At 70.6% G+C, this 23,027-nt stretch carries 23 protein-coding genes and 2 tRNA genes; 17 read left to right on the top strand and 8 right to left on the bottom strand.

Annotation, left to right across the window (positions count from 1 at the left end):
• Positions 1-206: 206 nt before the first annotated feature.
• Complete coding sequence (locus tag ACPXCS_RS38295) at positions 207-968, top strand: GntR family transcriptional regulator (RefSeq protein ID WP_425952128.1); 762 nt, start codon at positions 207-209, stop codon at positions 966-968.
• A 742-nt stretch (positions 969-1,710) separates the two neighbouring features.
• On the opposite strand, the gene ACPXCS_RS38290 is transcribed toward ACPXCS_RS38295, so the two are convergent.
• Positions 1,711-2,937: a hypothetical protein gene (locus ACPXCS_RS38290; RefSeq protein WP_425952127.1), complete on the bottom strand. Its 1,227-nt coding sequence runs from the start codon at positions 2,935-2,937 to the stop codon at positions 1,711-1,713.
• Positions 2,938-3,154: 217 nt separating this feature from the next.
• On the bottom strand, positions 3,155-4,666 hold the full coding sequence (locus ACPXCS_RS38285) for a hypothetical protein (RefSeq protein ID WP_425952126.1): 1,512 nt from the start codon (positions 4,664-4,666) through the stop codon (positions 3,155-3,157).
• A 134-nt stretch (positions 4,667-4,800) separates the two neighbouring features.
• Between ACPXCS_RS38285 and ACPXCS_RS38280 the strand changes: the two genes are divergently transcribed.
• Positions 4,801-4,959, top strand: a complete 159-nt coding sequence (locus tag ACPXCS_RS38280; protein ID WP_425952125.1) for a hypothetical protein — start codon at positions 4,801-4,803, stop codon at positions 4,957-4,959.
• 497 nt (positions 4,960-5,456) lie between these two features.
• Here the strand turns inward: ACPXCS_RS38280 and ACPXCS_RS38275 are convergent, their stop codons facing one another.
• Positions 5,457-6,119 carry an HNH endonuclease family protein gene (locus tag ACPXCS_RS38275; RefSeq protein WP_425952124.1) on the bottom strand — a complete coding sequence of 221 codons (663 nt, stop codon included), beginning with the start codon at positions 6,117-6,119 and terminating at the stop codon, positions 5,457-5,459.
• 368 nt (positions 6,120-6,487) lie between these two features.
• Between ACPXCS_RS38275 and ACPXCS_RS38270 the strand changes: the two genes are divergently transcribed.
• From ACPXCS_RS38270 to ACPXCS_RS38260, 3 genes are all read left to right on the top strand, one after another.
• Positions 6,488-7,531 carry a polyprenyl synthetase family protein gene (locus ACPXCS_RS38270; protein ID WP_425952123.1) on the top strand — a complete coding sequence of 348 codons (1,044 nt, stop codon included), beginning with the start codon at positions 6,488-6,490 and terminating at the stop codon, positions 7,529-7,531.
• A 214-nt stretch (positions 7,532-7,745) separates the two neighbouring features.
• On the top strand, positions 7,746-8,630 hold the full coding sequence (locus ACPXCS_RS38265; RefSeq protein ID WP_425952122.1) for an ABC transporter ATP-binding protein: 885 nt from the start codon (positions 7,746-7,748) through the stop codon (positions 8,628-8,630).
• Positions 8,627-9,388: an ABC transporter permease gene (locus ACPXCS_RS38260; RefSeq protein ID WP_425952121.1), complete on the top strand. Its 762-nt coding sequence runs from the start codon at positions 8,627-8,629 to the stop codon at positions 9,386-9,388. The genes ACPXCS_RS38265 and ACPXCS_RS38260 overlap by 4 nt, the downstream gene beginning before the upstream one ends.
• Positions 9,389-9,459: 71 nt before the next feature.
• Here ACPXCS_RS38260 and ACPXCS_RS38255 read toward each other — a convergent pair whose 3' ends face one another.
• Positions 9,460-9,705 carry a hypothetical protein gene (locus tag ACPXCS_RS38255; protein WP_425952120.1) on the bottom strand — a complete coding sequence of 82 codons (246 nt, stop codon included), beginning with the start codon at positions 9,703-9,705 and terminating at the stop codon, positions 9,460-9,462.
• 251 nt (positions 9,706-9,956) lie between these two features.
• Here ACPXCS_RS38255 and ACPXCS_RS38250 point away from each other — a divergent pair, with 251 nt between their 5' ends.
• Positions 9,957-10,523: a CAP domain-containing protein gene (locus tag ACPXCS_RS38250; RefSeq protein WP_425952119.1), complete on the top strand. Its 567-nt coding sequence runs from the start codon at positions 9,957-9,959 to the stop codon at positions 10,521-10,523.
• 7 nt (positions 10,524-10,530) lie between these two features.
• Here the strand turns inward: ACPXCS_RS38250 and ACPXCS_RS38245 are convergent, their stop codons facing one another.
• On the bottom strand, positions 10,531-11,604 hold the full coding sequence (locus tag ACPXCS_RS38245) for a terpene synthase family protein (RefSeq protein ID WP_425952118.1): 1,074 nt from the start codon (positions 11,602-11,604) through the stop codon (positions 10,531-10,533).
• Between the two features lie 242 nt (positions 11,605-11,846).
• Between ACPXCS_RS38245 and rox the strand changes: the two genes are divergently transcribed.
• Entirely contained in the window at positions 11,847-13,274 is a 1,428-nt protein-coding gene (gene rox / locus ACPXCS_RS38240) for a rifampin monooxygenase (RefSeq protein WP_425952117.1), read from the top strand.
• Between the two features lie 141 nt (positions 13,275-13,415).
• Here the strand turns inward: rox and ACPXCS_RS38235 are convergent, their stop codons facing one another.
• Positions 13,416-14,879 (bottom strand): MFS transporter, encoded by a 1,464-nt coding sequence (locus ACPXCS_RS38235; RefSeq protein ID WP_425952116.1) that lies wholly within the window; start codon positions 14,877-14,879, stop codon positions 13,416-13,418.
• A 181-nt stretch (positions 14,880-15,060) separates the two neighbouring features.
• On the opposite strand from ACPXCS_RS38235, the gene ACPXCS_RS38230 reads away from it, so the two are divergent.
• Entirely contained in the window at positions 15,061-15,273 is a 213-nt protein-coding gene (locus tag ACPXCS_RS38230; RefSeq protein WP_425952115.1) for a hypothetical protein, read from the top strand.
• 44 nt (positions 15,274-15,317) lie between these two features.
• Here ACPXCS_RS38230 and ACPXCS_RS38225 read toward each other — a convergent pair whose 3' ends face one another.
• Positions 15,318-15,974 (bottom strand): NAD(P)H-binding protein, encoded by a 657-nt coding sequence (locus ACPXCS_RS38225; protein ID WP_425952114.1) that lies wholly within the window; start codon positions 15,972-15,974, stop codon positions 15,318-15,320.
• Positions 15,975-16,055: 81 nt separating this feature from the next.
• A complete protein-coding gene (locus ACPXCS_RS38220; RefSeq protein ID WP_425952113.1) occupies positions 16,056-17,309 on the bottom strand; it encodes an amidohydrolase family protein in 1,254 nt (417 codons plus the stop codon).
• Positions 17,310-17,565: 256 nt separating this feature from the next.
• Here ACPXCS_RS38220 and ACPXCS_RS38215 point away from each other — a divergent pair.
• The 9 genes from ACPXCS_RS38215 to ACPXCS_RS38175 all read left to right on the top strand — a co-directional run bounded on the left by ACPXCS_RS38215 (position 17,566) and on the right by ACPXCS_RS38175 (position 22,765).
• A tRNA-Thr gene (locus ACPXCS_RS38215) sits at positions 17,566-17,638 on the top strand.
• A 47-nt stretch (positions 17,639-17,685) separates the two neighbouring features.
• Positions 17,686-17,758, top strand: a tRNA-Met gene (locus ACPXCS_RS38210).
• Positions 17,759-17,845: 87 nt separating this feature from the next.
• Entirely contained in the window at positions 17,846-18,010 is a 165-nt protein-coding gene (gene rpmG, locus ACPXCS_RS38205; RefSeq protein WP_003948671.1) for a 50S ribosomal protein L33, read from the top strand.
• Positions 18,011-18,111: 101 nt separating this feature from the next.
• On the top strand, positions 18,112-18,564 hold the full coding sequence (locus ACPXCS_RS38200) for an FAS1-like dehydratase domain-containing protein (RefSeq protein WP_425952112.1): 453 nt from the start codon (positions 18,112-18,114) through the stop codon (positions 18,562-18,564).
• An 8-nt stretch (positions 18,565-18,572) separates the two neighbouring features.
• A complete protein-coding gene (locus ACPXCS_RS38195; protein WP_425952156.1) occupies positions 18,573-19,001 on the top strand; it encodes a MaoC family dehydratase in 429 nt (142 codons plus the stop codon).
• A 99-nt stretch (positions 19,002-19,100) separates the two neighbouring features.
• Positions 19,101-19,670 carry a TetR/AcrR family transcriptional regulator gene (locus tag ACPXCS_RS38190; RefSeq protein WP_425952111.1) on the top strand — a complete coding sequence of 190 codons (570 nt, stop codon included), beginning with the start codon at positions 19,101-19,103 and terminating at the stop codon, positions 19,668-19,670.
• A gap of 101 nt (positions 19,671-19,771) precedes the next feature.
• Positions 19,772-21,208 carry an MFS transporter gene (locus tag ACPXCS_RS38185; RefSeq protein ID WP_425952110.1) on the top strand — a complete coding sequence of 479 codons (1,437 nt, stop codon included), beginning with the start codon at positions 19,772-19,774 and terminating at the stop codon, positions 21,206-21,208.
• Between the two features lie 26 nt (positions 21,209-21,234).
• Positions 21,235-21,615 carry a DUF3291 domain-containing protein gene (locus ACPXCS_RS38180; RefSeq protein ID WP_425952109.1) on the top strand — a complete coding sequence of 127 codons (381 nt, stop codon included), beginning with the start codon at positions 21,235-21,237 and terminating at the stop codon, positions 21,613-21,615.
• A 94-nt stretch (positions 21,616-21,709) separates the two neighbouring features.
• Positions 21,710-22,765: a UDP-N-acetylmuramate dehydrogenase gene (locus ACPXCS_RS38175; RefSeq protein WP_425952108.1), complete on the top strand. Its 1,056-nt coding sequence runs from the start codon at positions 21,710-21,712 to the stop codon at positions 22,763-22,765.
• Positions 22,766-23,027 lie beyond the last annotated feature (262 nt).

The raw sequence follows: 23,027 nt of genomic DNA, 5'->3' as shown, positions 1-23,027 counted from the left end.
TGATCCCCATGCAGTTGTCAAAGAACGCCCAGTCCAGGGACTTACGGCGAACCGCAGTAGCCCTGCCTGGCATAAAGACTGACTCAACGGTGTTGGTGGTGTTGTACCAACAACCGATGCCCTGAGTGTTGCCTCAAGTCGCTACGACCGTCAAGGCAAAGGGCGTATGTTGTTGGCACAAGTCAGCCAACTAGCAAGGAGACACCGTGCGGGAGCAGCGCCCCAGGTACCACCGCATCGCGGATGACCTGCGAGGACAGATCGAGCGGGGTGAGCTGGAGCCGGGTCAGCAGCTCCCAACTGAGTTCGAGCTGGTGGAGCGATACGAAGCGAGTCGCAACACGGTCCGCCTGGCTCTGCGACGCCTGACCGAAGAAGGACTAATCATTGCTGGTCAGGGGCGAGGAAGCTTCGTTCGACGCAGCCTTACGCCAGCTGTCTGGGACTGGTCAGTACTGGAGTCTCGGACCCGGCACCAGTCCAACGATCGCGGGGACCAGTGGGCCAGCATCGTGGCTGAAAGTGGGCGTCAGCCTCGCCAGGAAGTTCGCGTCTCCATCCGCCGCCCGCCGGCTGAAGTCGCAGAACGCCTGGAGCTGGATCCTGAGACCGCGCTGACTGTCGTCCGGGAACGAGTGCGCATAGTGGATCACGACCCGTATGCGCTGGCTGACTCGTACTTCCCGGAGGAGCTAGTCCGAGGCACGCCCTTGATGCTGCCCGAAGACGTGTCAGCACCAGGTGGCGTACTGGCCAGCGTTGGCCTCATTCAGGCTCGCTACCGGGACGAAATTACTGTGCGCATGCCGACTCGTGCTGAGGTCGAGAAGCTGTCCTTGCCCTCCGCTACCCCTGTGGCTGTGCACATGCGCACGGGCTACGACGAGAACAATCGGCCCCTACGAGTAATGATCACGATCCTCCCTGGAGACCGTCATGTCATCAGGTACGACGTTTCGGCAGACTGAGCGCAACTCCCGGGAGCAGGCCAAAGTGAAGGCCCTACAGAGCATCGATCCGACGTTGCCAACCGACCACTATCCGGAACGGGTTTGGTACACGTCCTACGGATCGAACATGCACCTCGATCGACTGGCCGCTTACATCCAAGGCGGTCGCCCACCCGGTGCTGCAAGGGAGTACCCAGGGTGCCGAAACCCGGCGATGCCGGCCCGATCCATCCCTGTTGAACTGACTGGCGCAATGTACTTCGCAACCGAGTCACCCGTGTGGGGAGGAGGGAGGGCGTTCTACGACCCCCAGGCAACCGGGCGAGTGTTGGCCAGGGCGCACCTAGTGACTACAGATCAGTTCTTTGACATCGCTGCCCAAGAGATGTACAGGGCACCGGGCGCAACCCTTGATTTGGTTGACGTGCTGGCAGCGGGCCGTGCGGTGCTAGGTGATGGCCGCTACGAGACACTCGTGTGCGCCGGTCAGGTCGATGAGTTGCCGGTCTTGACCTTCACCGCCCCTTGGGGCGTGCGGGACGTCGAATGGATCCCGCCCTCCGCCGCCTACGTGCGCTTCTTGGCGTCGGGACTATTGACCGCCGGCGCATGGGACGTAGAGGCGGTGGCCTCATACGTAGCAGCGTGCCCCGGCGCCGCAGGGCACTGGACGGAGCAGGCTATCTGCGACCTTCTGAGCTCAACCTGAAAGGCGGCTATCAGAGGTGGCGAGCAGGGGCGCCGGGGCTCTGGGTATCGCTCAGCTACGGAAAACGGAGTCTTCCTGGCCGGGCCAAGCAAGGGTCACACCGACCCGCTGACACAGGTCAACCCACCTTTCCTCCGACGGCGCCCGTTCGACCCACAGAACGGCCGATGCCTCCAGAGCGCGCTCACGAAGCTGATCCTGATAGTCGAGGACTTGCCCAAGACCAGCGCGAAGCTGGCGGGCCTCATTAGCGATTGTCAGCGACTTGACCTCGCAGACGGTCACTCGTCCCGCGGCATCGCGCCATGCCACGTCGAAATCGGGGTCGGATGCGTCCGGGGAAAGCGCTGTGAAGCCGCGCTTCTGTGCTTCCTCGGCCAAGGCGTTCTGGAGTCGCCGGTGCGTCGACAGGTTACGCCCCACAAGATCTGGATCCGGCGTGCTGGGGGCGGCCGACTCCGGCGAGACATTCTCGTCTGGCGCCACGTATGCCTGCCCGATCCCGACGTCAGGGGCGGTGATCGTGGCCTTCACCGGCACGAGGTGGAAGCGAATGACCTTACGTAGAGGACCACCGCCCGTAGCGGGCGCCTCATCCTCGGAGTAGGGATCGTCTGGGTCGAGCGCCCACTCACCGAGATAGCGCACCGTCCCGCGGGCCCCGTCGAACAGACGCAGGCGCTTGCCGGTCTCCTGATGCTCCAGGATGGCCTTGTTGCCGCGGAGCATCTTCTGATCGCCGGTCTGTCCTTCGCCGGTGTAGTGGAAGGTGCCGTCTTCGTTCCAGGTGTCGTAGTAACCGTGCTGATGACCAGAGCTGGCCGCTGTGAAGATGAGGATGTTGTTCGTGGTGCTCGACGGTGAGATCCCGTTCTGGGAGCTCCCTCCGTACTGCTTGTGCAGCTCGACCCGCCGAATCTCGTCCCCAGGCTCCAGGTGCCACTTTGGATCATTGCCCTTGAAGATCTCGATGGCTTCTCGGATGGCTTGCCACTCATCCTCGGCCAGGAGGTGGGGGTTGCCGGCGAAGGGCTGCCTGAGGATGGTCGCCCTTGACATGCGTGGATCGGCTGCAAGTTGGCTCTTGGGCACGCGCAGGTCCAGCCACTCATCAACCTGTAGGGGCACGTAGTGCCTTGTTCCGGGGTCTTCTGCCCAGTAGTCCAGGTCGGGTTGGCCGTACCCCGCGCTACCGGTGAAGTGGCCGTGGGCGATTACGCCGGCGTTCGGTCCGCTCATCCACAGCACGAACTTGTCGCCGGCTGCCACGTCGTTCACGTAGCGCGCGATGGTCCATGACGGCAGAACGTGCCCGTCGCGACGGAAGCCCTCCAGGTCAAACCTCTTCGGATTGCAGTGCAGAAGCCACGCATGCACAGGACCCCCAGGTGTTGGTGCAGTGGGTGAACTTTACGGCGCAGCACTGACAACGAGGCCCGTTTCCCCCTTCGCCGCCCGTTGCGCTGTGGCCGGGTTGACTACGCGGCTCAACCTCCTACTCCTTGGTTAGCTCCCATGCTTCGAGGATAGATTCGGCCTCTCTATGCCTTAGCTCTGCCAGAAGTCCAACCACTGTGCTGACCTGCTCGGAAAGGTGGGCGCTTTCCATACTCGCGAGGAGGGGCGGGATATCAGCTACACCCCTAGAGGTTATGACCTCTTCGAGCAACGCCTCGGTGGTGCTGTCGTCCGCCTGTGAGAGGAGTTCCGCTAGCAATCGCGGGTCACGCCTAATTGCGCACTCGCTTTGGATATGCAAGACCCACGTATCGAGCTCTTCCCCTTTCAATTCATTTATGAGGTTGAGCACGTCTTGAGCGTCGCGGAACCATGCGAACTGCGATAGAGCCCGTTCCACGAGAGCGCTGGCCGATCTGCTTGTGTTCTCATCGAACATCAGGGAGACGAACTGCCGCACCGATTGGACGTCGCGTTCGCCGCCTACGGATCCGGACAGGTCATCTGCTGCAATCTCGTATCCTCTTCGCCAAAGCTCCAATCCGATCTCCCTAATATCTTCGAGAGATGCATGCCGGGCAACGGCCAGCGTCAGCTTGTACAAGCCTGATTCATCACCTTTAGCCGTCAAGCGAAGAAAGTCCCGCAGTAGCTCGTCGAGGTCACGGTTGGCTAGTTCTTGCGATTCACGCTCTCGCTCCTCGGCGAATTGCTTCTCCAATTCCTCCTTCGTTAGGCGCATTCTTCCTCGCGTCGCTTCTCGCTCCGCACTGATCTTCTCCAGTTGCTGCCTTAGCTCGTCCGCGACCGCCTTCGCCTCGGCTGCCGCACGATGGGCTTCCTCCAATTCGGTAGCTTCTCTGGCTTCCCTTCCCGCTTGAGCCCGCTCCTCTGCTTCGGCCAGACGTACCTCAAGCGTTTGGCAGCGTTCTTCGGCTTCCCGACTCGCAGTCTGGGCTTCCCGCAGTTCTTCCTTTAGTTGCTCAACCTCCGCTTTAAGGCGGGCCAACTCTGCAATGTCCCTGTCTTGCGAAAGGGTGAGCGCGGCTGTCAATTTCTCGCGCTCGCGTACTTCGCTCTCCCAGCGCGCGGTTAGCTCGTTCTGTCGAACCTCTAGCTGGGCGATGCGCTGCTCGCGCATCTGAAGCCCTTCCATGAGGACCTGCTCACGGATTGCCGCCTGTTGGACGCGTACGTCCGCTTCTTCGAGTTGGTCTTGCAGTACCTGCACCTCATGTTGCTTTTTATTACTCGTTTCGAGCGCCTTACGGTGCGCCTTCTTTACAAGTTCAAGCACTTCTGGCTGGAGCGGCTTCCGCTGGGCTTTAGTGGCCTCCACAAAAAGCTCAGTTACAAACTCCCAGGGAGGTACTCTCGTTCCATTTAGATAGCGAGATACCGCACCCGGATTCCTGTGCACTCGTGCTGCGTAACGCCGTAGTGAAATGCCAATCGCTCCAAAGACCCCCCGAAGCAGGTCTGCCAGGAGCGCAGAGTCCTCAGGGACGTCGTCTCCAAGTGGCTGGAGGATGAATCGGCTCTCCGACACTTCCTGCTCCCTTAGCGTGACTAGGCGTTGCCGGAGGTTGGCAACGTGTTCCAGTAGCGGCAACACCCCCTGTCGCGCCCAGAGTTGGCGTTCGAGGGGCAATCCGCCCGTCGTCAATCTTAGGGAGCGTGAACGTGTCTGAGCCGGCATTCCCGCAGGGACCCCGGATCCGTGAACAGTTGGAGGTCTTGGCCGCCGTCTCGACGGTGCTCTCCTCGCTTCAGTCGCAGGCGTCACCCACCGGCGCCATGGTGACCCTGCTCGTGATCCTGCTGATCGCGGGCGGGTGGTGACCGAGGGGTAAGACTCACGAGGCAACGGAGCGGCGTCGTGTTCTCGGAGGCGGCACCGCTCCATTTGAGAGCCCGTCGACGCCCGGTCAGCCCGAGTTGACGTTGCCTGGCCGTCGCATCATCGAGCACGAGCCAACTGTTTCTCGTTCCGAGGCGGCGCGATGCGGTCGCGCGGTGTGGGGGCCACCATCGACATGCTGGGATCGACTTCCCCCAGGCGTCCCCCATAAGCGAGTGCAACCATGGAAGACCGCAGGTCAACCCAGCCGGACTGAGCCCGCTGTAAATCTGCCGGCTCAGCCTTCCCAGGTTCGAATCCTGGCGCCGCCACACTGGGGAAGACCCCCTCTCATCTGCGGAGACGTAGACGAGAGGGGGTCTTTCGTTGTGCGCTGCCGTGGGCGCGAGGCGGGTGACGTGTCTCACCCGGCGCCACCGCTCCTCGGCCACCGCTCCTCGGCCACCGCTCCTCGGCCACCGGCCGACCGGCACGGCCCCTAGGGAGCCGGTGTGTACGTGACCGTCGCGTCCGGGCAGGCCTCGGCGAGGCGGGTGAGGGACTCGCGTTCCTCGGTGTCCGCGGTGAGACCCCAGCGCAGCTTCACGGCCGTCCACTCGACGAGGTAGCGGCACGTGGCCTTGGTGTTGGGCGGCAGCCACTGGGCCGGGTCCTGGTCCGCCTTGCTGCGGTGTGCGGCGGCGGAGACGGCCACCAGACTGCGGGGGTCTCCCAGGTCGTTGGCGAAGGCCTCGCGGCGGGCGGCCGTCCACTGGGACGCGCCGGAGTCCCACGCCTCGGCGAGCGGCACCATGTGGTCGACGTCCGTGGCCGCGGCGGAGGTCACCTGGCGGGCGTCGTAGTAGGACGACCAGGTGCCGCCCTTCAGCGCGCAGCCCGGGCCCGTGGCCGGCGGTTCGACCGCCTCGGCGATCAGCACCTCGGCGCGGGTGTCGCAGTCGTCGTCGGGCTGCGCGCCGGCGTTCCAGTAGGTGAACTCGGCGCGCTCGTACCCGTCGCGGGATTCGGCGGCCTGCGGCAGGGCGGCGACTGCTTGGTCCAGCGGCAGGGATTTCGCGGCGTGGGCGGGGCAGGACAGGGCGAAGGTGCAGGCGGTGCCCATCAGGGCGGCAGCACAGGCGCGTGCCAGAGAAGCGATCACGGGCAGCAGGATGGGCGACCCGTCCGGCACCAGGACGGTCGGACGCGCGCGGAGATCACTCGGCAGCCGTATGCAGAAACGATGCCGCGTGGCAACAGCGTCAGTCTGGCGTTGACGCGGGGCGTGGCGCTGTGAGGCGCGGGCCCGCTCCGACCACGACTTCTTCTCCCCGGGCCGCAACTGGCCTGTGGCATGGCCCGATTGTCGGCTTGGTGCACGGTAATAGGGCTGGTCCGGGTAAGTGATCTTTCGGCGGGCAGTGCGGGGCTGCTTCTCGCGCGAAGCGGTCACCGATTGACTGAGGCGGGTCACGCGGCGCGGCAACTGCCGTCGGCGCGGTTCCCGTTCGCGGTTCTGAGGAGCAGCACATGGCGCAGATCACCGGCCCCGCCCCGGTCGGCACCTTCCCTCGTCTGGGCTGGGTGGACGACCTGCTGAACCCCGCCCTGCGGTCGGCCGTGGCCGCGTTGCCGGACAGCGAGAGACGGGTGGCGCGGTACCACCGCGGCTGGTGCGAAGCGGACGGCACACCGGTGGCGGCGGCCGCCCGCTCCGGCAAGACGGTCCGCCCGGCGCTGTCCCTGCTGTCCGCCTCCGCGGTCGGCGGCAGCCCGGATCTCGCGGTACCGGGCGCCGTGGCCGTGGAGTTGGTGCACGACTTCACGCTGCTGCACGACGACGTCATCGACGGGGACGCCCTGCGCCGCCACCGCCCGGCCGCCTGGTCGGTGTTCGGCACCCCGGCGGCCGTCCTGGCCGGCGACGCCCTGCTCGTGTCGGCGCTGCGGGCGCTGGCGGACGTCGACGCGCAACGGGCGGCCGAGGCGGTCCAGGAACTGGTCACGACCCTGCTCGAACTGGTCGAGGGGCAGAGCCGCGACGTGGCGTTCGAGAAGGCGCCGGAGGTGTCGGTGGCCCAGTACCTCGCCATGGCGGAGGGCAAGACCGGTTCGCTGATCGGGTGTTCGTGCGCCCTGGGCGGCATCCTGGCCGGGGCCGACGCCGAACGGGTCAGGGGCCTGCGGGAGTTCGGGCGCCGTCTGGGCGTGGCCTTCCAGTGCGCCGACGACGTCCTGGGCATTTGGGGCCGTACGTCGCGCAGCGGCAAGCCGGTCGGGTCCGATCTCGCGGCACGGAAGAAGTCGCTGCCCGTCGTGGCGGCCCTGAGCGGCGAGGGCGCGGCGGCCGAGCGGCTGCGCGCGCTGTACGCCGCCCCGCACCCCCTCGACGAGCGGGACGTCGCCCTGGCGCGCGAACTCGTGGCGGAGGCCGGTGGCCGCGAGGCCGCCGAGCAGGAGGCCCGCCGCCAGGTGTCGGCCGCGCTGCGAGCGCTGTCCTGGGCCCGGCCCGCCCCCGACGTCTACCGGCAACTCCGGGACATCGCCTGGGCGATGACCCACCGCGAGGCCTGACCACCGGCCCGCTCGGCACGGCCTCGGGGAACGGAGAGGGACAAAAGCCGTGACTTCGGCTCAAGTGGACCGTTGTCTGTGCGGCGGCCTGTGACCGCCGTGTCCCACGCCTTGGCCGACAGCCCTGACCCACCGCCGTTGCCGGACCGGGCGGCGCCGACCGGCGCACCCGCCGCCACGAGCGGAACCGAACGTGACGAAACACAGTGGAGTCGTGCAGCAGACCGAGACCAGCCCAGCGCTGCCGGGGGATCTTCCCGCCGTGGCCGCCTACGGACTGCGGGTGGTCCGCGGCCGCCACACGGTCCTGCAGGACGTCAGCTTCACCGTCCCCCGCGGCTGCATCGTCGGCCTGCTCGGGCCGAGCGGCTGCGGCAAGACGACGCTGCTGCGGTCCGTGGTCGGCGTGCAGCAGAGCACCGCGGGCCACGTCCAGGTCCTCGGATACGCGGCGGGCGCCCCGCAGTTGCGCACGCGCGTCGGCTACGTGACCCAGGCCCCGTCGGTCTACGCGGACCTGACCGTGCTGGAGAACCTGCGCTACTTCGCCGCCGCGCTCGGCATGCGGGGCTGGCGCCGGGAGGACGCCGTGGTCCGGGTGGTGAAGGAGGTCGACCTGGCGTCGTACGCGGACAAGCTGGTCGCCCGGCTGTCGGGCGGCCAGTACTCACGGGTCTCCCTGGCCGTGGCGCTGCTGAACAAGCCGGACCTGCTCGTGATGGACGAACCGACCGTGGGCCTCGACCCCATGGTGCGCCGCGAGTTGTGGCTGGTGTTCCAGCGGCTGGCCGGGGAGGGCACCACCCTGCTGGTCTCCAGCCACGTCATGGACGAGGCCGACCGCTGCGACCGGCTGCTGCTGATGCGCGCCGGGCGGCTGCTGGCCGGCGCCGACCGGGAGACGCTCCTGGAGCACACCGGCTGCGACGACGTGGAAGAGGCGTTCATGCACCTCGTGCAGGCCGCGACGGACGCCGAGGAGCGCGCCCGGCGGCGGGCGGCGGCGCAGAGTCTGCTGCCCACGCTGCCCGGCCTGCTCGACCAGGGCGGCGCCCCCGAGGCGGAACGGGCCTACTTCGCCGCGGACACGGCGCGGTGAGCGGCCTCGGACTGGCGGAACGGCTGCCGTTCTCGCCCACCATCACCGGCGCGACCGCGGTCCGGGTGCTCCAGCAGATCTCCCGCGACAAGGGCAGCACCGCGCTGCTGCTGGGCATCCCGTGCATGCTCATGGTGCTGCTGAAGCTGATGTTCCATGACTCGGAGGCCAGCTTCGAACGGGTCGGGCCGCAGGTCTTCGGCATCTTCCCGGTCATCGTGATGTACCTGGTGGCGTCCGTGTCGACGCTGCGGGAGCGCACCACCGGCACCGCCGAGAGACTGCTGACGATGCCCGTGCGACGGCTGGACATCGTGCTCGGCTACAGCCTCGCCTTCGCCTTCCTGGCCCTGCTCCAGGCGGTCCTGTCCACCCTGCTGTCCGTCGGCCCGCTCGGCCTGGACATCAAGGGCCCCGCGTATCTGCTGATGGTCATCGCCATGCTCGGCGCGCTGCTCGGGCTGGCGCTGGGGCTGCTGGTGAGCGCCTTCGCGCGCAACGAGTTCCAGGCGGTGCAGTTCCTGCCCGCCGGGGTGCTGCCGCAGTTCCTGGTGTGCGGCCTGTTCGTGCCGCGCGACGAGATGCACGGCGCCCTGTCGGCCGTGGCCAAGGCGATGCCGATGACGTACGCCGTCCAGGCCGCCGGCGAGGCCGCCACGCACACCGGGGTGACCGGGCTGTTCGTCCGCGACGCGCTGCTCATCCTGGGGTGCGTGGTCCTGGTCCTGGTGGCCAGCGCGACCACGCTGAAGCGCTGACCGGCCGGCGCGCTCCGGAAACGACCGAGGGCCGCCCCGCGGGGCGGCCCTCGGCGCGGTCGGGGATCCCGTCAGTCGCGCACACCCCAGGAGAAGCCGCCCGAGACGGAGCCGTAGCGCGGGAACTCGAACGGCCCGAAGTGCAGCGGCCGGTCGTGGCCGTGGCCGTGACCGCCGCCCCCGAAGCCCTCGGGGCCGGGGTTGCCGACGGCGGTGGCGGCCGGCTGCGTCGAGGCGGCGGCCACCGCCGCCCCGCTCGCGGTGAGGGCCAGCGCGGCGAGCGACACGACAGCGATGCGGCGAACCCGCAGCGACATGAGGAACCTCCGGAGAGAAAGAGAGAAAAGAAAAAGGGGGAGGAGAAGGGTGGAGAAGGAGGGAGTGAACGAGCGCGTACCAGCCTAGCCAAGATGGTCGTCCGTACCGGCCAGGGAAATGCCCTTTTCCCCCGAAGGAACGGCTGGGCACAACAGCGGAAATAAATATCGGTACGGTGTGCGCCGCAAGCCGCAGACGCAGGACGTAAGACGCAGGACGCAAGACGCGGAGAAAAGAAAAGAGAGAGCAGATGACCGGGATGCGCAGGGCCGCGCTCGCCCTGACAGGCACCCTCCTGGCCGTGACCGGACCGCCCGTGCCGCTTCCACCGCCGTACTACCAGGCACCCCTGTGGCCCCTGCCCGCGCCCGGGCCCGCGCCCGTCCAGCCATCGAGGGACGGCGCGCCGTACGCCCCTCCGCAGCGGTCCCGGGACATCGCGGCGACCGAGGTCGTCGCCGCCGTCAACCGGCACCGCGTCCAGGCCGGCTGCCGTCCCGTACGGCTGCGCGCCTCCCTCAACCGGGCCGCCCAGGGGCACAGCGCCGACATGGCACGCCGGCAGCACCTCACGCACACCGGGGGCGACGGCAGCAGCCCCGCCGAGCGGATGCGGGCCGCCGGCTACCGGCCCGGCCACACCGCCGAGAACGTCGCCGCCGGTCCCCGCACACCCGAGGCCGTCGTCCGTACCTGGATCGACAGCCCCGAGCACCGGGCCATCCTCCTGACCTGCCGGTACACCCACGCGGGGGTCGGTGTCGCGTCCGGCGCCGGGGGGCCCTGGTGGACGCTGGACCTGGCCACGGGCGGCTGAGCGGGCCTCAGCCCAGGTCCTCGTCCCACCACCAGGCGACGCCGGGGGCGCCCTCCAGTGGACCCGGGCGGGTGTCGGACGGCTCCTCCGCCCAGGTCAGCGCGGTGTGCTCCATGGCGTCGGGCCACCGGCCCATGCTGAGGTAGCGGGGCACCCGCAGCCCCCACTCGTTGTTGCCGCGGATGCCGTGCCGCAGCCCCTGCAGATAGGCGGCGAGCTCCGGGCCCGCCGTCGGGCGGACGCGGTCGTGCAGCCGCAGGAACCGCAGCAGGACGCGGTCGCGCAACTGGTTGGCTGCCTCCACCGCCTGCTGCAGCGTCAGGTCCCGCTCGTGCATCAGGACGGTGTAGACGTTCTGGTCGGCCTGGTCGCGGGCCCGCTCCTTGGGCAGCGAGTGGCGGTCGTTGTCCAGGGCGGCCACGAGGATGGCCATCTCCTTCAGCGCCAGCACGGCCGGCCGGTACAGCTCACGGTCGGGCACCTCGGCGCCGTTGGCGATCTCCAGCATCGCGAAGGTCGGCTCCCCGCCCGACGACAGCAGCCGCATCGTCAGGAAGTCGTCCAGGCCGGGCATCCGGCCCAGCGCCTGGTTGCCGACCTGCCAGGCCACGCCCGACAGCCAGGCGCGGTGCGCGTGCGTGAACCGGCCCACCTGCGCGGGCGTCCCGAGCGACCGGAGCATCCGCATGATGTCCCGCAGCGCGCAGACGTACCGGTCGCCGCCGGTCGCGGTGCCGTTCTCGCACACCCGCTGCACCTGGCAGGCCAGCGCGTTGAACTGCGCCGGGCGCGTGCTCAGCGGGCCCCGGTCGCAGCGCGCGTCGTCGAAGCCGAAGCCCCAGTACACCCACAGGGCCGTCGCGAGCAGCCGGTCGTCGTCGGCGCCCGGGACGAAACGGGCGAAGAAGTCGGTGCTGTGCGTGGCGACGACCCAGGCCAGTTCCTCCTCGGACGCGCACATGCCGCTGTTCCTGAGCCACTCGTCGGCGCGTTCCTCGATCTGCCGGGCGCGCGGATGGACGTCGGATTCCAGCGGGCAGAAAAGAGGCGGCAGTTCCACCTCGGCAACACGAGATCCCATGCGGAAGATCTTCTGGGACCGGGTGGGGAAGGGGCGGGGAGAACACCCGGTCCCCGGAAAAGACACACAGGCGGTCCAGCTGATAAGCGGAGAGAAAAGGGAGGGAAAACACAAAGGCAGGGAGTCGGGTGCTCCCTGCCACTTCCAAGATATAGCGCACGGGGGGTCTTGCGGCAAGGCCCCGGTGAGGGCGCAGAATCCTCGGCTCCAGCCCGGTGCGGGCGAAAGGACAGGGGATTTTCGTGGTCGATGTGATCATCGTCGGTGGTGGGCCGACCGGCATGATGCTGGCCGGGGAGCTGCGGCTGCACGGCCTGGACGTGGTGGTGCTGGAGCGGCTGGCGGAGCCGACCGGGCAGACGCGTGCGCTCGGTCTGCACGTGCGCAGCATCGAGGTGCTGGACCAGCGCGGTCTGCTGGAGCGTTTCCTGCGCTGCGGGACGCTCCGGGACGCCGGCGGGGCCTTCGCCGGCCTCAGGGCGCCCCGGCCCGACCTGGACACCGCGCACCCGTACGTCCTCGGCATCCCGCAGCCCGTCACCGAGCGCCTGCTGGCCGAGCACGCCGCCGGGTCCGGTGCCCGGATCCGGCGCGGCTGCGAGCTGGTCGGGCTGCACCAGGACGACGACGGGGTGACAGCCGAGCTGTCCGACGGAACGCGGCTGCGCGCGCGCCACCTCGTCGGCTGCGACGGCGGCATCAGCACGGTGCGCCGGCTGCTCGGCGTCGGCTTCCCCGGCGAACCCAGCAGGGTCGAGACGCTGCTGGGCGAGATGGAGCTGACCGCCTCGCCGGAGGAACTGGCGGCCGTCACGGCCGAGGTCCGCAGGACCGAGTTCCGGTTCGGCGCGATGCCCACGGGTGACGGGCTGTACCGCGTCATCGTGCCCGCCGAGGGGGTGGCCGAGGACCGCTCGGCGGCGCCCTCCCTGGAGGAGTTCAGGCAGCAGCTGCGGAGGTTCGCGGGCACCGACTTCGGGATCCACTCACCGCGCTGGCTCTCCCGCTTCGGCGACGCCACCCGGCTGGCCGAGCGCTACCGCACCGGCCGGGTCCTGCTGGCCGGCGACGCGGCGCACATCCACCCGCCGACCGGGGGACAGGGGCTCAACCTCGGTCTCCAGGACGCCTTCAACCTCGGCTGGAAACTGGCCGCCGAGGTCCGCGGCTGGGCGCCGGAGGGCCTGCTGGACAGCTACCACACCGAACGCCACCCGGTGGCCGCCGCCGTGCTGGAGGACACCCGCGCGCAGATGCACCTGCTGACGCCCGAGCCGGGGCCGCGGGCCGTGCGCCGGCTGCTGGCGGAGCTGATGGAGTTCGAGGAGGTGAACCGGTACCTCAGCGAGAAGATCACCGCCGTCTCCGTCCGCTACGACGTCGGCGAGGGCCACCCCCTGCTCGGCCGCCGGCTGCGGGACGTACGGCTGCGGAACGGGCGCCTGTACGAGCTGATGCGCGGCGGCCGCGGGCTGCTCCTCGACCGGACCGGCGGGCGGCTGTCGGTGACGGGCTGGGAGGACCGGGTCGACCACGTTCTCGACGACGGCGCAGAACCGGACGTCCCCGCGGTCCTGCTCCGCCCGGACGGCCATGTGGCGTGGGCGGGCGAGGACCAGCGGGAACTGCTCGCCCGCCTCCCGCGGTGGTTCGGCGCGCCGAACGGCTGAGACCCCGCGCGCTCGTGCCGGTCTCGCCTACCCGGACGGGCGGCCGGTGCGGCGCGCCGCCGGCCCCGAGGACCCGGCCCCGCACGGGAGTTCCGCCCGCGGCGACGGCAGCCTGCCCGACGGCCGGCACCGCGCCCCCGCCTAGGCCTTTGCCGGTTCGCCGGCCGGCGCGTCCACCGGCGTCTGCGCCACCCGCTGCCGCGGGATGAACGAGGCGACCACGGACGCGAGCAGCGCCGCCCCCGCCCCGATCGCCAGCACGACGCGGAACCCGTCCTCGGACGGCAGCACCGCCGGCCCGAAGGGCGTCGTCATCTGCGCCAGGATCACCCCGGCCACGGCGCTGGCCGTCGACGTGCCGATGGACCGCATCAGTGTGTTGAGGCTGTTCGCCGCACCCGTCTCGGAGGCCGGCACCGCGCTCATGATGAGCGCGGGCATCGCACCGTACGTGAAGCCGATACCGGCGCCGATCACACAGGTGACCAGCACGAAGTGCCAGAGCTCGGACATCAGCACGATGTTCAGCCCGTACCCGGCGGCCACCACCAGCGCGCCGGCCATCAGCGTGATCTTCGGGCCCCTGGCCTTGGACAGGGCGGCCGAGAAGGGGGCCGCGGCCATCATGACCAGGCCGGACGGCGCCATCGTCAGCCCGGCGACCAGCAGCGACCTGCCGAGACCGTAGCCGGTCGCCTCAGGCAACTGCAGGAGCTGCGGAATGACCAGGGACATCGCGAACATCGCGAACCCGACGGCGATGGAGGCGAGGTTGGTGACCAGCACCTGACGGCGGGCGGTGGCCCGCAGGTCGACCAGCGGCTCCTTGACCCGCAACTCCCATGCGCCCCACGCCGGCAGTACGACGGCGGCCGCCGCGAAGAGGCCGAGTGTGGCGCCGCTGCCCCAGCCCCAGTCGGCGCCCTTGGAGACGGCCAGCAGCAACGACACCAGCCCGGCCGCCATGCCGACGCCGCCGACCAGGTCGAAACGCCCGCCGGTGCGCACCGGTGACTCCGGCACCACGAGCGGCACCAGCACCAGGGCGACGGCGCCCAGCGCGGCCGAGGTCCAGAACAGGGCGTGCCAGTCGAAGTTGTCCGCGATCAGCGCCGCGGCGGGCAGACCGAGGGCGCCGCCGACTCCGAGGGAGGCGCTCATCAACGCCGTGGCGGAGCCCAGTCGTTCGGCGGGCAGTTCGTCCCGCATGATGCTGATGCCGAGCGGGATCACGCCGGAGGCGAGGCCCTGCAGTGCCCGGCCGGCGATCATCGGGACGAGCGAGTCGCTGAGCGCGGCGGTCACCGACCCGGCCACCAGCATCACCAGACTGACCAGAAGCATCCGGCGCTTGCCGTACATGTCGCCGAGCCGGCCGGTCACCGGGGTCGCGACGGCGGCGGCGAGCAGCGTCGCCGTGACGGCCCAGGCGGTGTCCGACGGCGGCGCGTCCAGCAGGCGGGGGAGCTCCGGGACGATCGGGATCACCAGGGTCTGCATCAGCGAGACCACGATTCCGCCGAAGGCCAGCACCGCGACGACGGCACCGGACCGCGGCGGCGCGGATCTCCCGTCCGCGGCGGGGCGGGTGGGGGCGTGGGACATGGCCGGGCCTCCAGGAAGGCGTGAGGGGGAGCGCGACCGGACCAAGCTAAGCCCCATTGATTGACTTAAGCAACTGCATGCGGGCGTGCGGGCACGTGTGGCACGCGGGCATGCGGTCGGGTCCCGGCAGGCCCGGCAGGGGAGAGGCGTACCGGTGCCGCGCGCGCGGCACACTGACCCCATGTCCACCCGCCGCAGAACGTGCCCCGAGTGCCGCCGCGAGATCGCCGTCGTCGCCGGGCGGTACGCGCGCCACGACCCGCCCGGCGCCCGCGAGCACGGCGAACTCACCTCGTGCCCGGGCTCCCGCCGGCAGGCCCGCCCCGGCCCCGAGCAACCGTCCCTGGACGGCTACACGGTGCCGGACTTCCCGGGCCAGCTGCCGCTGTTCTAGCCGGATGTTCCAGCCGGACCGGCCGAAGCCGCCCCGCGGCGGCCTCAGTTGCCCGCCACCGACTTCACGGCGACCGACACCGGCGCCGACCCGCTGATCAGCTCCAGCGTGAGCCCGGCCGTCGCCGGGGTGTCCACCAACTCCGCGAGCACGGCGGCCACGTCGTCGCGCGGGATCGGCCCGCGGCCCGTGTGCGCCTCCAGGCGGACCAGCCCGGTGCCGGCGTCGTCGGTGAGCTGACCGGGGCGCAGGACCGTCCAGTCCAGGGCGTCCAGGCCGCGCACGTACGCGTCCGCCTCACCCTTGGCGCGCAGGTACACGTCGAAGATCTCGTCGCCCCGGTGCTCCGGGTCGGCGCCCATCGACGACACGATCACGAAGCGCCGCACGCCCGCCCGCACCGCCGCGTCCGCGAAGAGGACCGCCGCGGCCTTGTCGACCGTGTCCTTGCGGGCCGCTCCGCTGCCCGGGCCCGCGCCCGCCGCGAAGACCGCCGCGTCGGCACCCCTGAGCCGCTCCGCGACCTCCGCCACGGACGCCGACTCCAGGTCCAGCACGACCGGTTCGGCACCGGCCTGCCTCAGGTCGTCGGCCTGTTCGGCCTTGCGGATGATCCCCGCCACCTCGTCCCCGCGCGCGGCGAGCAGCCGCTCCAGCCGCAACGCGATCTGACCATGACCACCAGCGATGACAATGCGCATGCCTTCGACCGTACGCCCGGACCGCCCCGTCCGCCGCACGACCCGGGCCGCGCCCCCGGCGCACCCCGCGACCTGGGCGCCTTACGACACCTCGCCCCGCCCCTGCCGCGGCAGCCCCAGCTCCTCCGCCGCGGTCGAACTGCAGTACTCCCGCACCGCGCTGGTCCGCGCCACCACCCGCCCCCGGTGCACGACCACCCGGCTGTACGCCAGCGAGAGCGCCCCCGCCAGCCGGTCCCCGCGCACCGCGAGCAGCTCGGCCGGGAAACCCGCCTCCACCCGCACCTCGGGCAGCCCCAGCACCCTCCGCGCCGAGGAACTCACCGCGTCGTACGCCTCCTCGGGCGACAGCCCGTGACGCGAGGCCAGCAGGAAGGCGGCCTCCAGCGGATCGCCGCGCCCCACCGGGTTGGACACGTCCCGCAGCGCCCCGCTCCCGGCGGCCACCCGCACGCCGGCCGCGCGCAGCAGCCGCACCGGGGCCGTGCCCCGCCGGTCGGCGCCGCCGCAGCCGCCCTGCGGCAGGCACACCACCGCCACCCCGGCCGCGGCGAGCCGGTCCGCCGTCCGCGAGGCCACCTCGCCGGGCAGCCGGCCGAGGTCGCCGCACGGGCCCAGCGTCACCCCGGGGCGCAGTCCGCCCGCCATCGCTGCGAGCCGGGCCAGCCGCGCCGGGTCCCCGGCGTCCATGTGCAGGTCGACGGGACAGCCGTGCTCGGCGGCCACCTCCAGGACCGCCTCCACGTACCCCGCGGGATCCGGGTCGAGGTCGGGCCGGCCGCCCACCACCGCGGCGCCCATCTTCACCGCGTCCCGCAGCACCGCCAGCCCGTCCGCCCCGGCCACCCCGGTCAGCACCCGGGGCATCGCCACCGTCGTCAGCTCCACGAGCCCCCGCAGTGCCCGCCGCGCCTGCAACACCGCCGCCAGCGCGCCCAGCCCCTGCACGTCCCCCACGCGCACGTGCGCCCGCAGCGCCGTGGCCCCGTGCCCGAGCTGGAGCAGCGCGGCCTCGGTCGCCCGGCGCTGGACGTCCTCGGGCTCGGGGGAGGCGGGGCCCTCGCCGTCCGCGGACAGGGCGGTGTCGGCGTGCGCGTGCGGCTCGGCCGGGGCCGGCAGCAGGAGATAGCCCCGCAGGTCGACCCGGGATCCGCACGCGCGCGTGGCGCCCAGGCTGCCGGCCGTGCCGACCGCCTCGATGCGCCCGCCGCCGAGCCGCACGTCCACGGTCCTGCCGTCGGTGAGCCGCGCCCCGCACAGCAGCAACGACGACGAGTCCGCCGGACCCGGCGAGGACGACGGGGGCGGTGGCGGCTGCGGACGGCTGTCGGGCATCGCGCTCCAGGGGCTCGGGCTGTGCACGCGAGGACGCATGATCACTCAGAGTGAGACGAGCCTAGGGCGGCCTCCCGCCCGGAGCGGGGAGGAGCGCAATAGTCGTACCGGTGTGGTCCCCTCGCGTGGAACGGGAGGAAGCCGGGGCTCGGGAGGCACCGGAGCACGGCCGGGAGGGCCGTGCGGGCGGCCCGGGCGGGAGGGCCGAAACGGATTTGGGCGAACGGCGGGCGAGCGTGTAATGTCTTCATCGCTCGCCCCAATAGCTCAGTCGGCAGAGCGTCTCCATGGTAAGGAGAAGGTCAACGGTTCGATTCCGTTTTGGGGCTCTGGTGTGACTGGCTCCCGTCGCAAGACGGGGTCCGGACCACATCAAAGCGGTGTAGCTCAGTCGGTAGAGCAAGCGGCTCATAATCGCTGTGTCACCGGTTCAAGTCCGGTCACCGCTACTCTCAGTAGCCGATTGCGGGGTCGGTCCTTCGATCGGCTACTCTTCTTGCGTTAAATGTCCATCCGTTCGTCTTAGGAGCACTCACGTGGCTGCCACCGACGTCCGCCCGAAGATCACGCTGGCCTGCGTGGAGTGCAAGGAGCGGAACTACATCACCAAGAAGAACCGGCGTAACAACCCGGATCGTCTGGAGATGAAGAAGCACTGCCCGCGTTGCAACGCGCACACCGCGCACCGCGAAACGCGATAAAACAGGCTCGTACACGAGGCCGCTCCCGAGTAATCGGGGGCGGCCTCGCGTCGTTGAGTGACCCAGTACCGGTCAGTAGAGCTACCAGGAGGTGCCGAGCCATGGCGCTCGACCAGTCCTTCGTGGGGCGGACGTACCCGCCCACCGCGCCCTACGAGGTGGGCCGGGAGAAGATCCGTGAGTTCGCCGAGGCGGTCGGGGACGCCAACCCGGCGTACACGGACGCGGAGGCCGCCAAGGCGCTCGGCCACCCCGACGTGATCGCCCCGCCGACCTTCGTGTTCTCCATCACCTTCAAGGCCGCGGGCCAGGTCGTCCAGGACCCGCAGCTCGGCCTGGACTACAGCCGCGTGGTGCACGGTGACCAGAAGTTCGCCTACCGGCGCCCGGTGCGGGCCGGTGACCGGCTCACCGTCACCTCGACCATCGAGTCGATCAAGTCCCTCGCGGGCAACGACATCCTGGACATCCGCGGCGAGGTCCACGACGAGGCCGGCGAGCACGTCGTGACCGCCTGGACCAAGCTCGTGGCCCGCGCGGCCGAGGAGGCGTGAGCGATCCCATGACGGCGAAGATCTCCTGGTCCGACGTCGAGGTCGGCACCGAACTGCCGGCACAGACCTTCCCCGTGACCCGCGCCACCCTCGTCCAGTACGCGGGTGCCTCCGGCGACTTCAACCCGATCCACTGGAACGAGAAGTTCGCCAAGGAGGTCGGCCTGCCGGACGTCATCGCGCACGGCATGTTCACCATGGCCGAGGCGATCCGCGTGGTGACCGACTGGGCGGGCGACCCGGGTGCCGTCGTCGAGTACGGCGTCCGCTTCACCAAGCCCGTCGTCGTCCCGAACGACGACCGGGGCGCCGTGATCGAGGTCGGCGGCAAGGTCGCGGCCAAGCTCGACGACAACACCGTCCGCGTGGACCTGACGGCGACCTGCGCCGGACAGAAGGTGCTGGGCATGTCGCGGGCGGTCGTACGGCTGGCCTGACCCCGGCGGGGTGTGAGTCATGGGGCGTCTCCCGAGGGAGGCGCCCTTCGCGCATGAGGACGCTTGACGCGGTTAGTGATTGAGTACTAACTTTCTTGCATGCCCAGGATGAGTGCGGAGGAGCGACGCGAGAGCGTCATCCGGGCCGCGACGACCGAGTTCGCCCGCGGCGGCTACCACGGCACGTCGACCGAGGCGATCGCGCGGCGCGTCGGGGTCTCGCAGCCGTATCTCTTCCGGCTCTTCCCGGGCAAGAAGGCGATCTTCCTGGCGGCCGCCGAGCGCTGCGTGGAGGACACCATCCGCACCTTCGCCGAGGCCTCCGAGGGGCTCCAGGGCGAAGAGGCGCTGCACGCCATGGGGAACGCGTACACCAAGGTCATCGCGGAGCGGCCCGAGCGGCTCCTGATGCAGATGCAGATGTACGTCGCCGTGCGGGCCGCCGAGGAGGAGGGCGACCACGAGTTCGGCGAGTCGGTGCGGGCCGGCTGGATGCGGCTGTGGGACACCGTCCATCTGCCGCTCGGGGCCGACGTCGACGAGACGACGACCTTCATGGCGTACGGGATGCTGATCAACTGCCTGTTCGCCATGGGCTTCCCGCCCGAGCACCGCGTCTGGGAGGGCCTGTATCCCTCGGCGCGCGTCAAGGGGTCGTTGGAGCACTGACCCGGAAGGGTGCGAAAGCCCTCGCCTTCTTCCTGGCCGCAAAAGTTAGTAATCAATAACTAATCGATCATCGCGAGACACCACACACTCCTGGGGGAGCGATGTCACAGCAGACCGCACGCTGCGGGGGAGCCGCCTGGGCCCTCGTCATCACCAGCGTCGCCGGATTCATGGCGGCCCTCGACAACCTCGTCGTCACCACCGCCCTGCCCTCCATCCGCGAGGACCTCGGCGGTGGCCTGCACGACCTGGAATGGACCGTGAGCGCCTACACGCTCACCTTCGCCGTCCTGCTGATGTTCGGCGCCGCCCTCGGCGACCGCTTCGGCCGCCGCCGGCTCTTCCTCGCCGGTCTGGCCGTCTTCACCGGCGCCTCCGCCGCCGCCGCGATGGCACCCGGCATCGACTCCCTCATCGCCGCCCGCGCGGTCCAGGGCGCCGGCGCGGCCGTGATGATGCCGCTGACCCTCACCCTGCTCACCGCCGCCGTCCCCGCAGCCAAGCGCGGCATGGCGTACGGCATCTGGGGAGCCGTCAACGGACTCGCCGTCGCCTCCGGGCCGCTGGTCGGCGGCACCCTCACCGAACACATCTCCTGGCAGTGGATCTTCTGGCTGAACGTCCCGCTCGGCGTGGCCCTGCTGCCCCTCGCCCGCCTGCGCCTCGCCGAGTCCCACGGCACCGGAGCCCCGCTCGACCTCCCGGGCACCCTGCTGGCCAGCGGCGGCCTCTTCGGCATCGTCTACGGCCTGGTCCGCGGCCCCGTCGACGGCTGGACCGGCGGCCCGGTCCTGCTGGGCCTGTTCACCGGCTCCGCGCTGCTCGTCGCCTTCGTCCTCTACAGCATCCGCGCCAAGAACCCCATGCTCCCCATGCGGCTGTTCCGCTCCCGGGCGTTCTCCGGCATCAACGCGGCGAGCCTGCTGATGTTCCTCGGCATGTTCGGCTCGATCTTCCTGCTCAGCCAGTACATGCAGGGCGTCCTCGGCTACTCGCCCACCGAGGCGGGCCTGAGGATGCTGCCCTGGACCGGCATGCCGATGCTCGTCGCGCCCGTCGCCGGCCTCCTGGCCGACCGCGTCGGAGGCCGCCCGGTCGTCGCCGCGGGCCTCTTCCTGCAGGCCCTGGGCCTCGGCTACATGGCGGTGGTCGCCACGGCCGACGCCTCCTACGGCGCCCAGCTGCCCGCCCTGATCATCAGCGGCATCGGCATGGCCCTGTTCTTCGCCCCGGCCTCCCACCTGGTCATGGCCAGCGTCCGGCCCGAGGAGCAGGGCATCGCCTCCGGTGCGAACAACGCCCTGCGCGAGGTCGGCGGAGCGCTCGGCATCGCCGTCATGGCGTCGATCTTCGCGGCCCAGGGCGGCTACGAGACCGGCCGGACCTTCGTCGACGGCATGCGGCCCGCCCTGGTCACGGGCTCCGCGGTGGTCGCCCTGGCGGGCGTCGCGGCCCTGCTCGTCCCCTCCCGCCGCCGCACCGGCCGGCCTGCCGCCCCGGCCGACGCGGCACCGGTGCTGGAGACGGCCTCCCACTGACCCGAGGACCCGAAGGAGACCCGGCCATGCCCACCCTCCCCTGGACCGTCCCGAACACCCCGCCCCGCGACACCGAGGTGCACGTCTTCGCCTCCCGCTTCGAGACCCGCACCCTGTGGGGAGCGCTGAGGTTCCTCGCCGGCACCCCCGCCGTCTGGCGGCAGGTCCGCCGCAGCCCCGGCGCCTACGGAGCGACCCTGCGGGCCAGGCCCCTGAAACGGACCTTCTGGACCCTGTCCGCCTGGGAGTCGAAGGACGCCCTCCACGCGTTCGCCCGCGCGGGCGCCCACGGACCCACCTCCCGCGGCCTGGCCCCGCAGATGAGGGACGCGGCCTTCACCACCTGGCAGGCCCGCGGCGACGACCTTCCGATCCCCTGGACCGAGGCGCTGCGCCGCCTGCCCTGACCGCCACCACGCGCGCGTGCGGCCCGCGTCCGTCCGACGGGGTCGCACCGACGCGTGCGGGGAACCTCCGATGCCGTCTCGTACTCTTGAGCCCGTGCAGGAACTCCACGACGCCCCCCTCGCCCCGCTGACCACCTTCCGGCTGGGCGGCCCCGCGACCCGGCTGGTCACCGCCACGACGGACGAGGAGGTGACCGCCGTCGTCCGCGAAGCCGACGCGACGGGTACGCCCCTGCTGCTCATCGGCGGCGGCTCGAACCTGGTCGTCGGCGACAAGGGCTTCGACGGCACCGCCCTCGTCATCGCCACGAAGGGCTTCGCCCTCGACGGCACGCGGCTGGAGCTGGCGGCCGGCGAGGTGTGGACCGACGCCGTCGCCCGCACGGTCGAGGCGGGCCTGGCCGGCATCGAGTGCCTGGCCGGCATCCCCGGCTCGGCGGGCGCGACCCCCATCCAGAACGTCGGGGCGTACGGCCAGGAGGTCTCCTCCACGATCACGGAGGTCGTCGCCTACGACCGCCGCAGCGGCGAGACGGTCACCCTCTCCAACGAGGAGTGCGCCTTCTCCTACCGCCACAGCCGCTTCAAGTCCGACCCCGAGCGCTACGTGGTGCTGCGCGTCCGCTTCGCCCTGGAGGACGCGGGCGGCCTCTCCGCACCCCTGCGCTACGCCGAGACGGCCCGGGCCCTCGGGGTGGAGCCCGGCGACCGCGTCCCGCTCGCCGACGCCCGGGAGACGGTGCTCAAGCTGCGGGCCGGCAAGGGCATGCTCCTCGACCCCGAGGACCACGACACCTGGTCGGCCGGGTCCTTCTTCACCAACCCGATCCTCACGGACACGGACTTCGCGGCGTTCCGGGCCCGGGTGCGCGACCGGCTCGGCGACGGGGTGGAGCCACCGGCGTACCCGGCCGGCGAGGGCCGCACCAAGACCTCCGCGGCCTGGCTGATCGACAAGGCCGGCTTCACGAAGGGCTACGGCGACGGCCCGGCCCGCATCTCCACGAAGCACACGCTGGCGCTGACGAACCGGGGCAGCGCGACGACGGAGGATCTCCTCGCCCTGGCCCGTGAGGTGGTGGCCGGCGTCCACGAGGCGTTCGGCATCACGCTGGTGAACGAGCCGGTGACGGTCGGCGTCAGCCTGTAGCCACCGCGGCGGTGGCCGCTGGTGCCGGGTAGGCCCGCAACCCGGCGAAGCGGGGTGCCGCCGCGCCCACCCTCCCCCAAGCTCTCGGCTTCGCTCGAGCAGGGGGGACCCCCATCGCCCCAGGCGGCACGCATGCCCGCGGCCAGGGCGGACCCGCACCCGCCGGACGACGCGAGGGGCCGTGCCGGGGGGTGTCCGCCCGCAGCGGTTGGCGCGTCAACGAACAGTCAGTCGGCACGCAAGTCGATCGCGCCGTTCCGAG

The sequence above is a fragment of the Streptomyces sp. DT190 genome, from assembly GCF_049846985.1.
In the GTDB taxonomy this organism is placed as follows: Bacteria; Actinomycetota; Actinomycetes; order Streptomycetales; family Streptomycetaceae; genus Streptomyces.
Note: the sequence above shows the minus strand (reverse complement) of the source record. Positions and strands in the feature narration are given on the sequence as shown.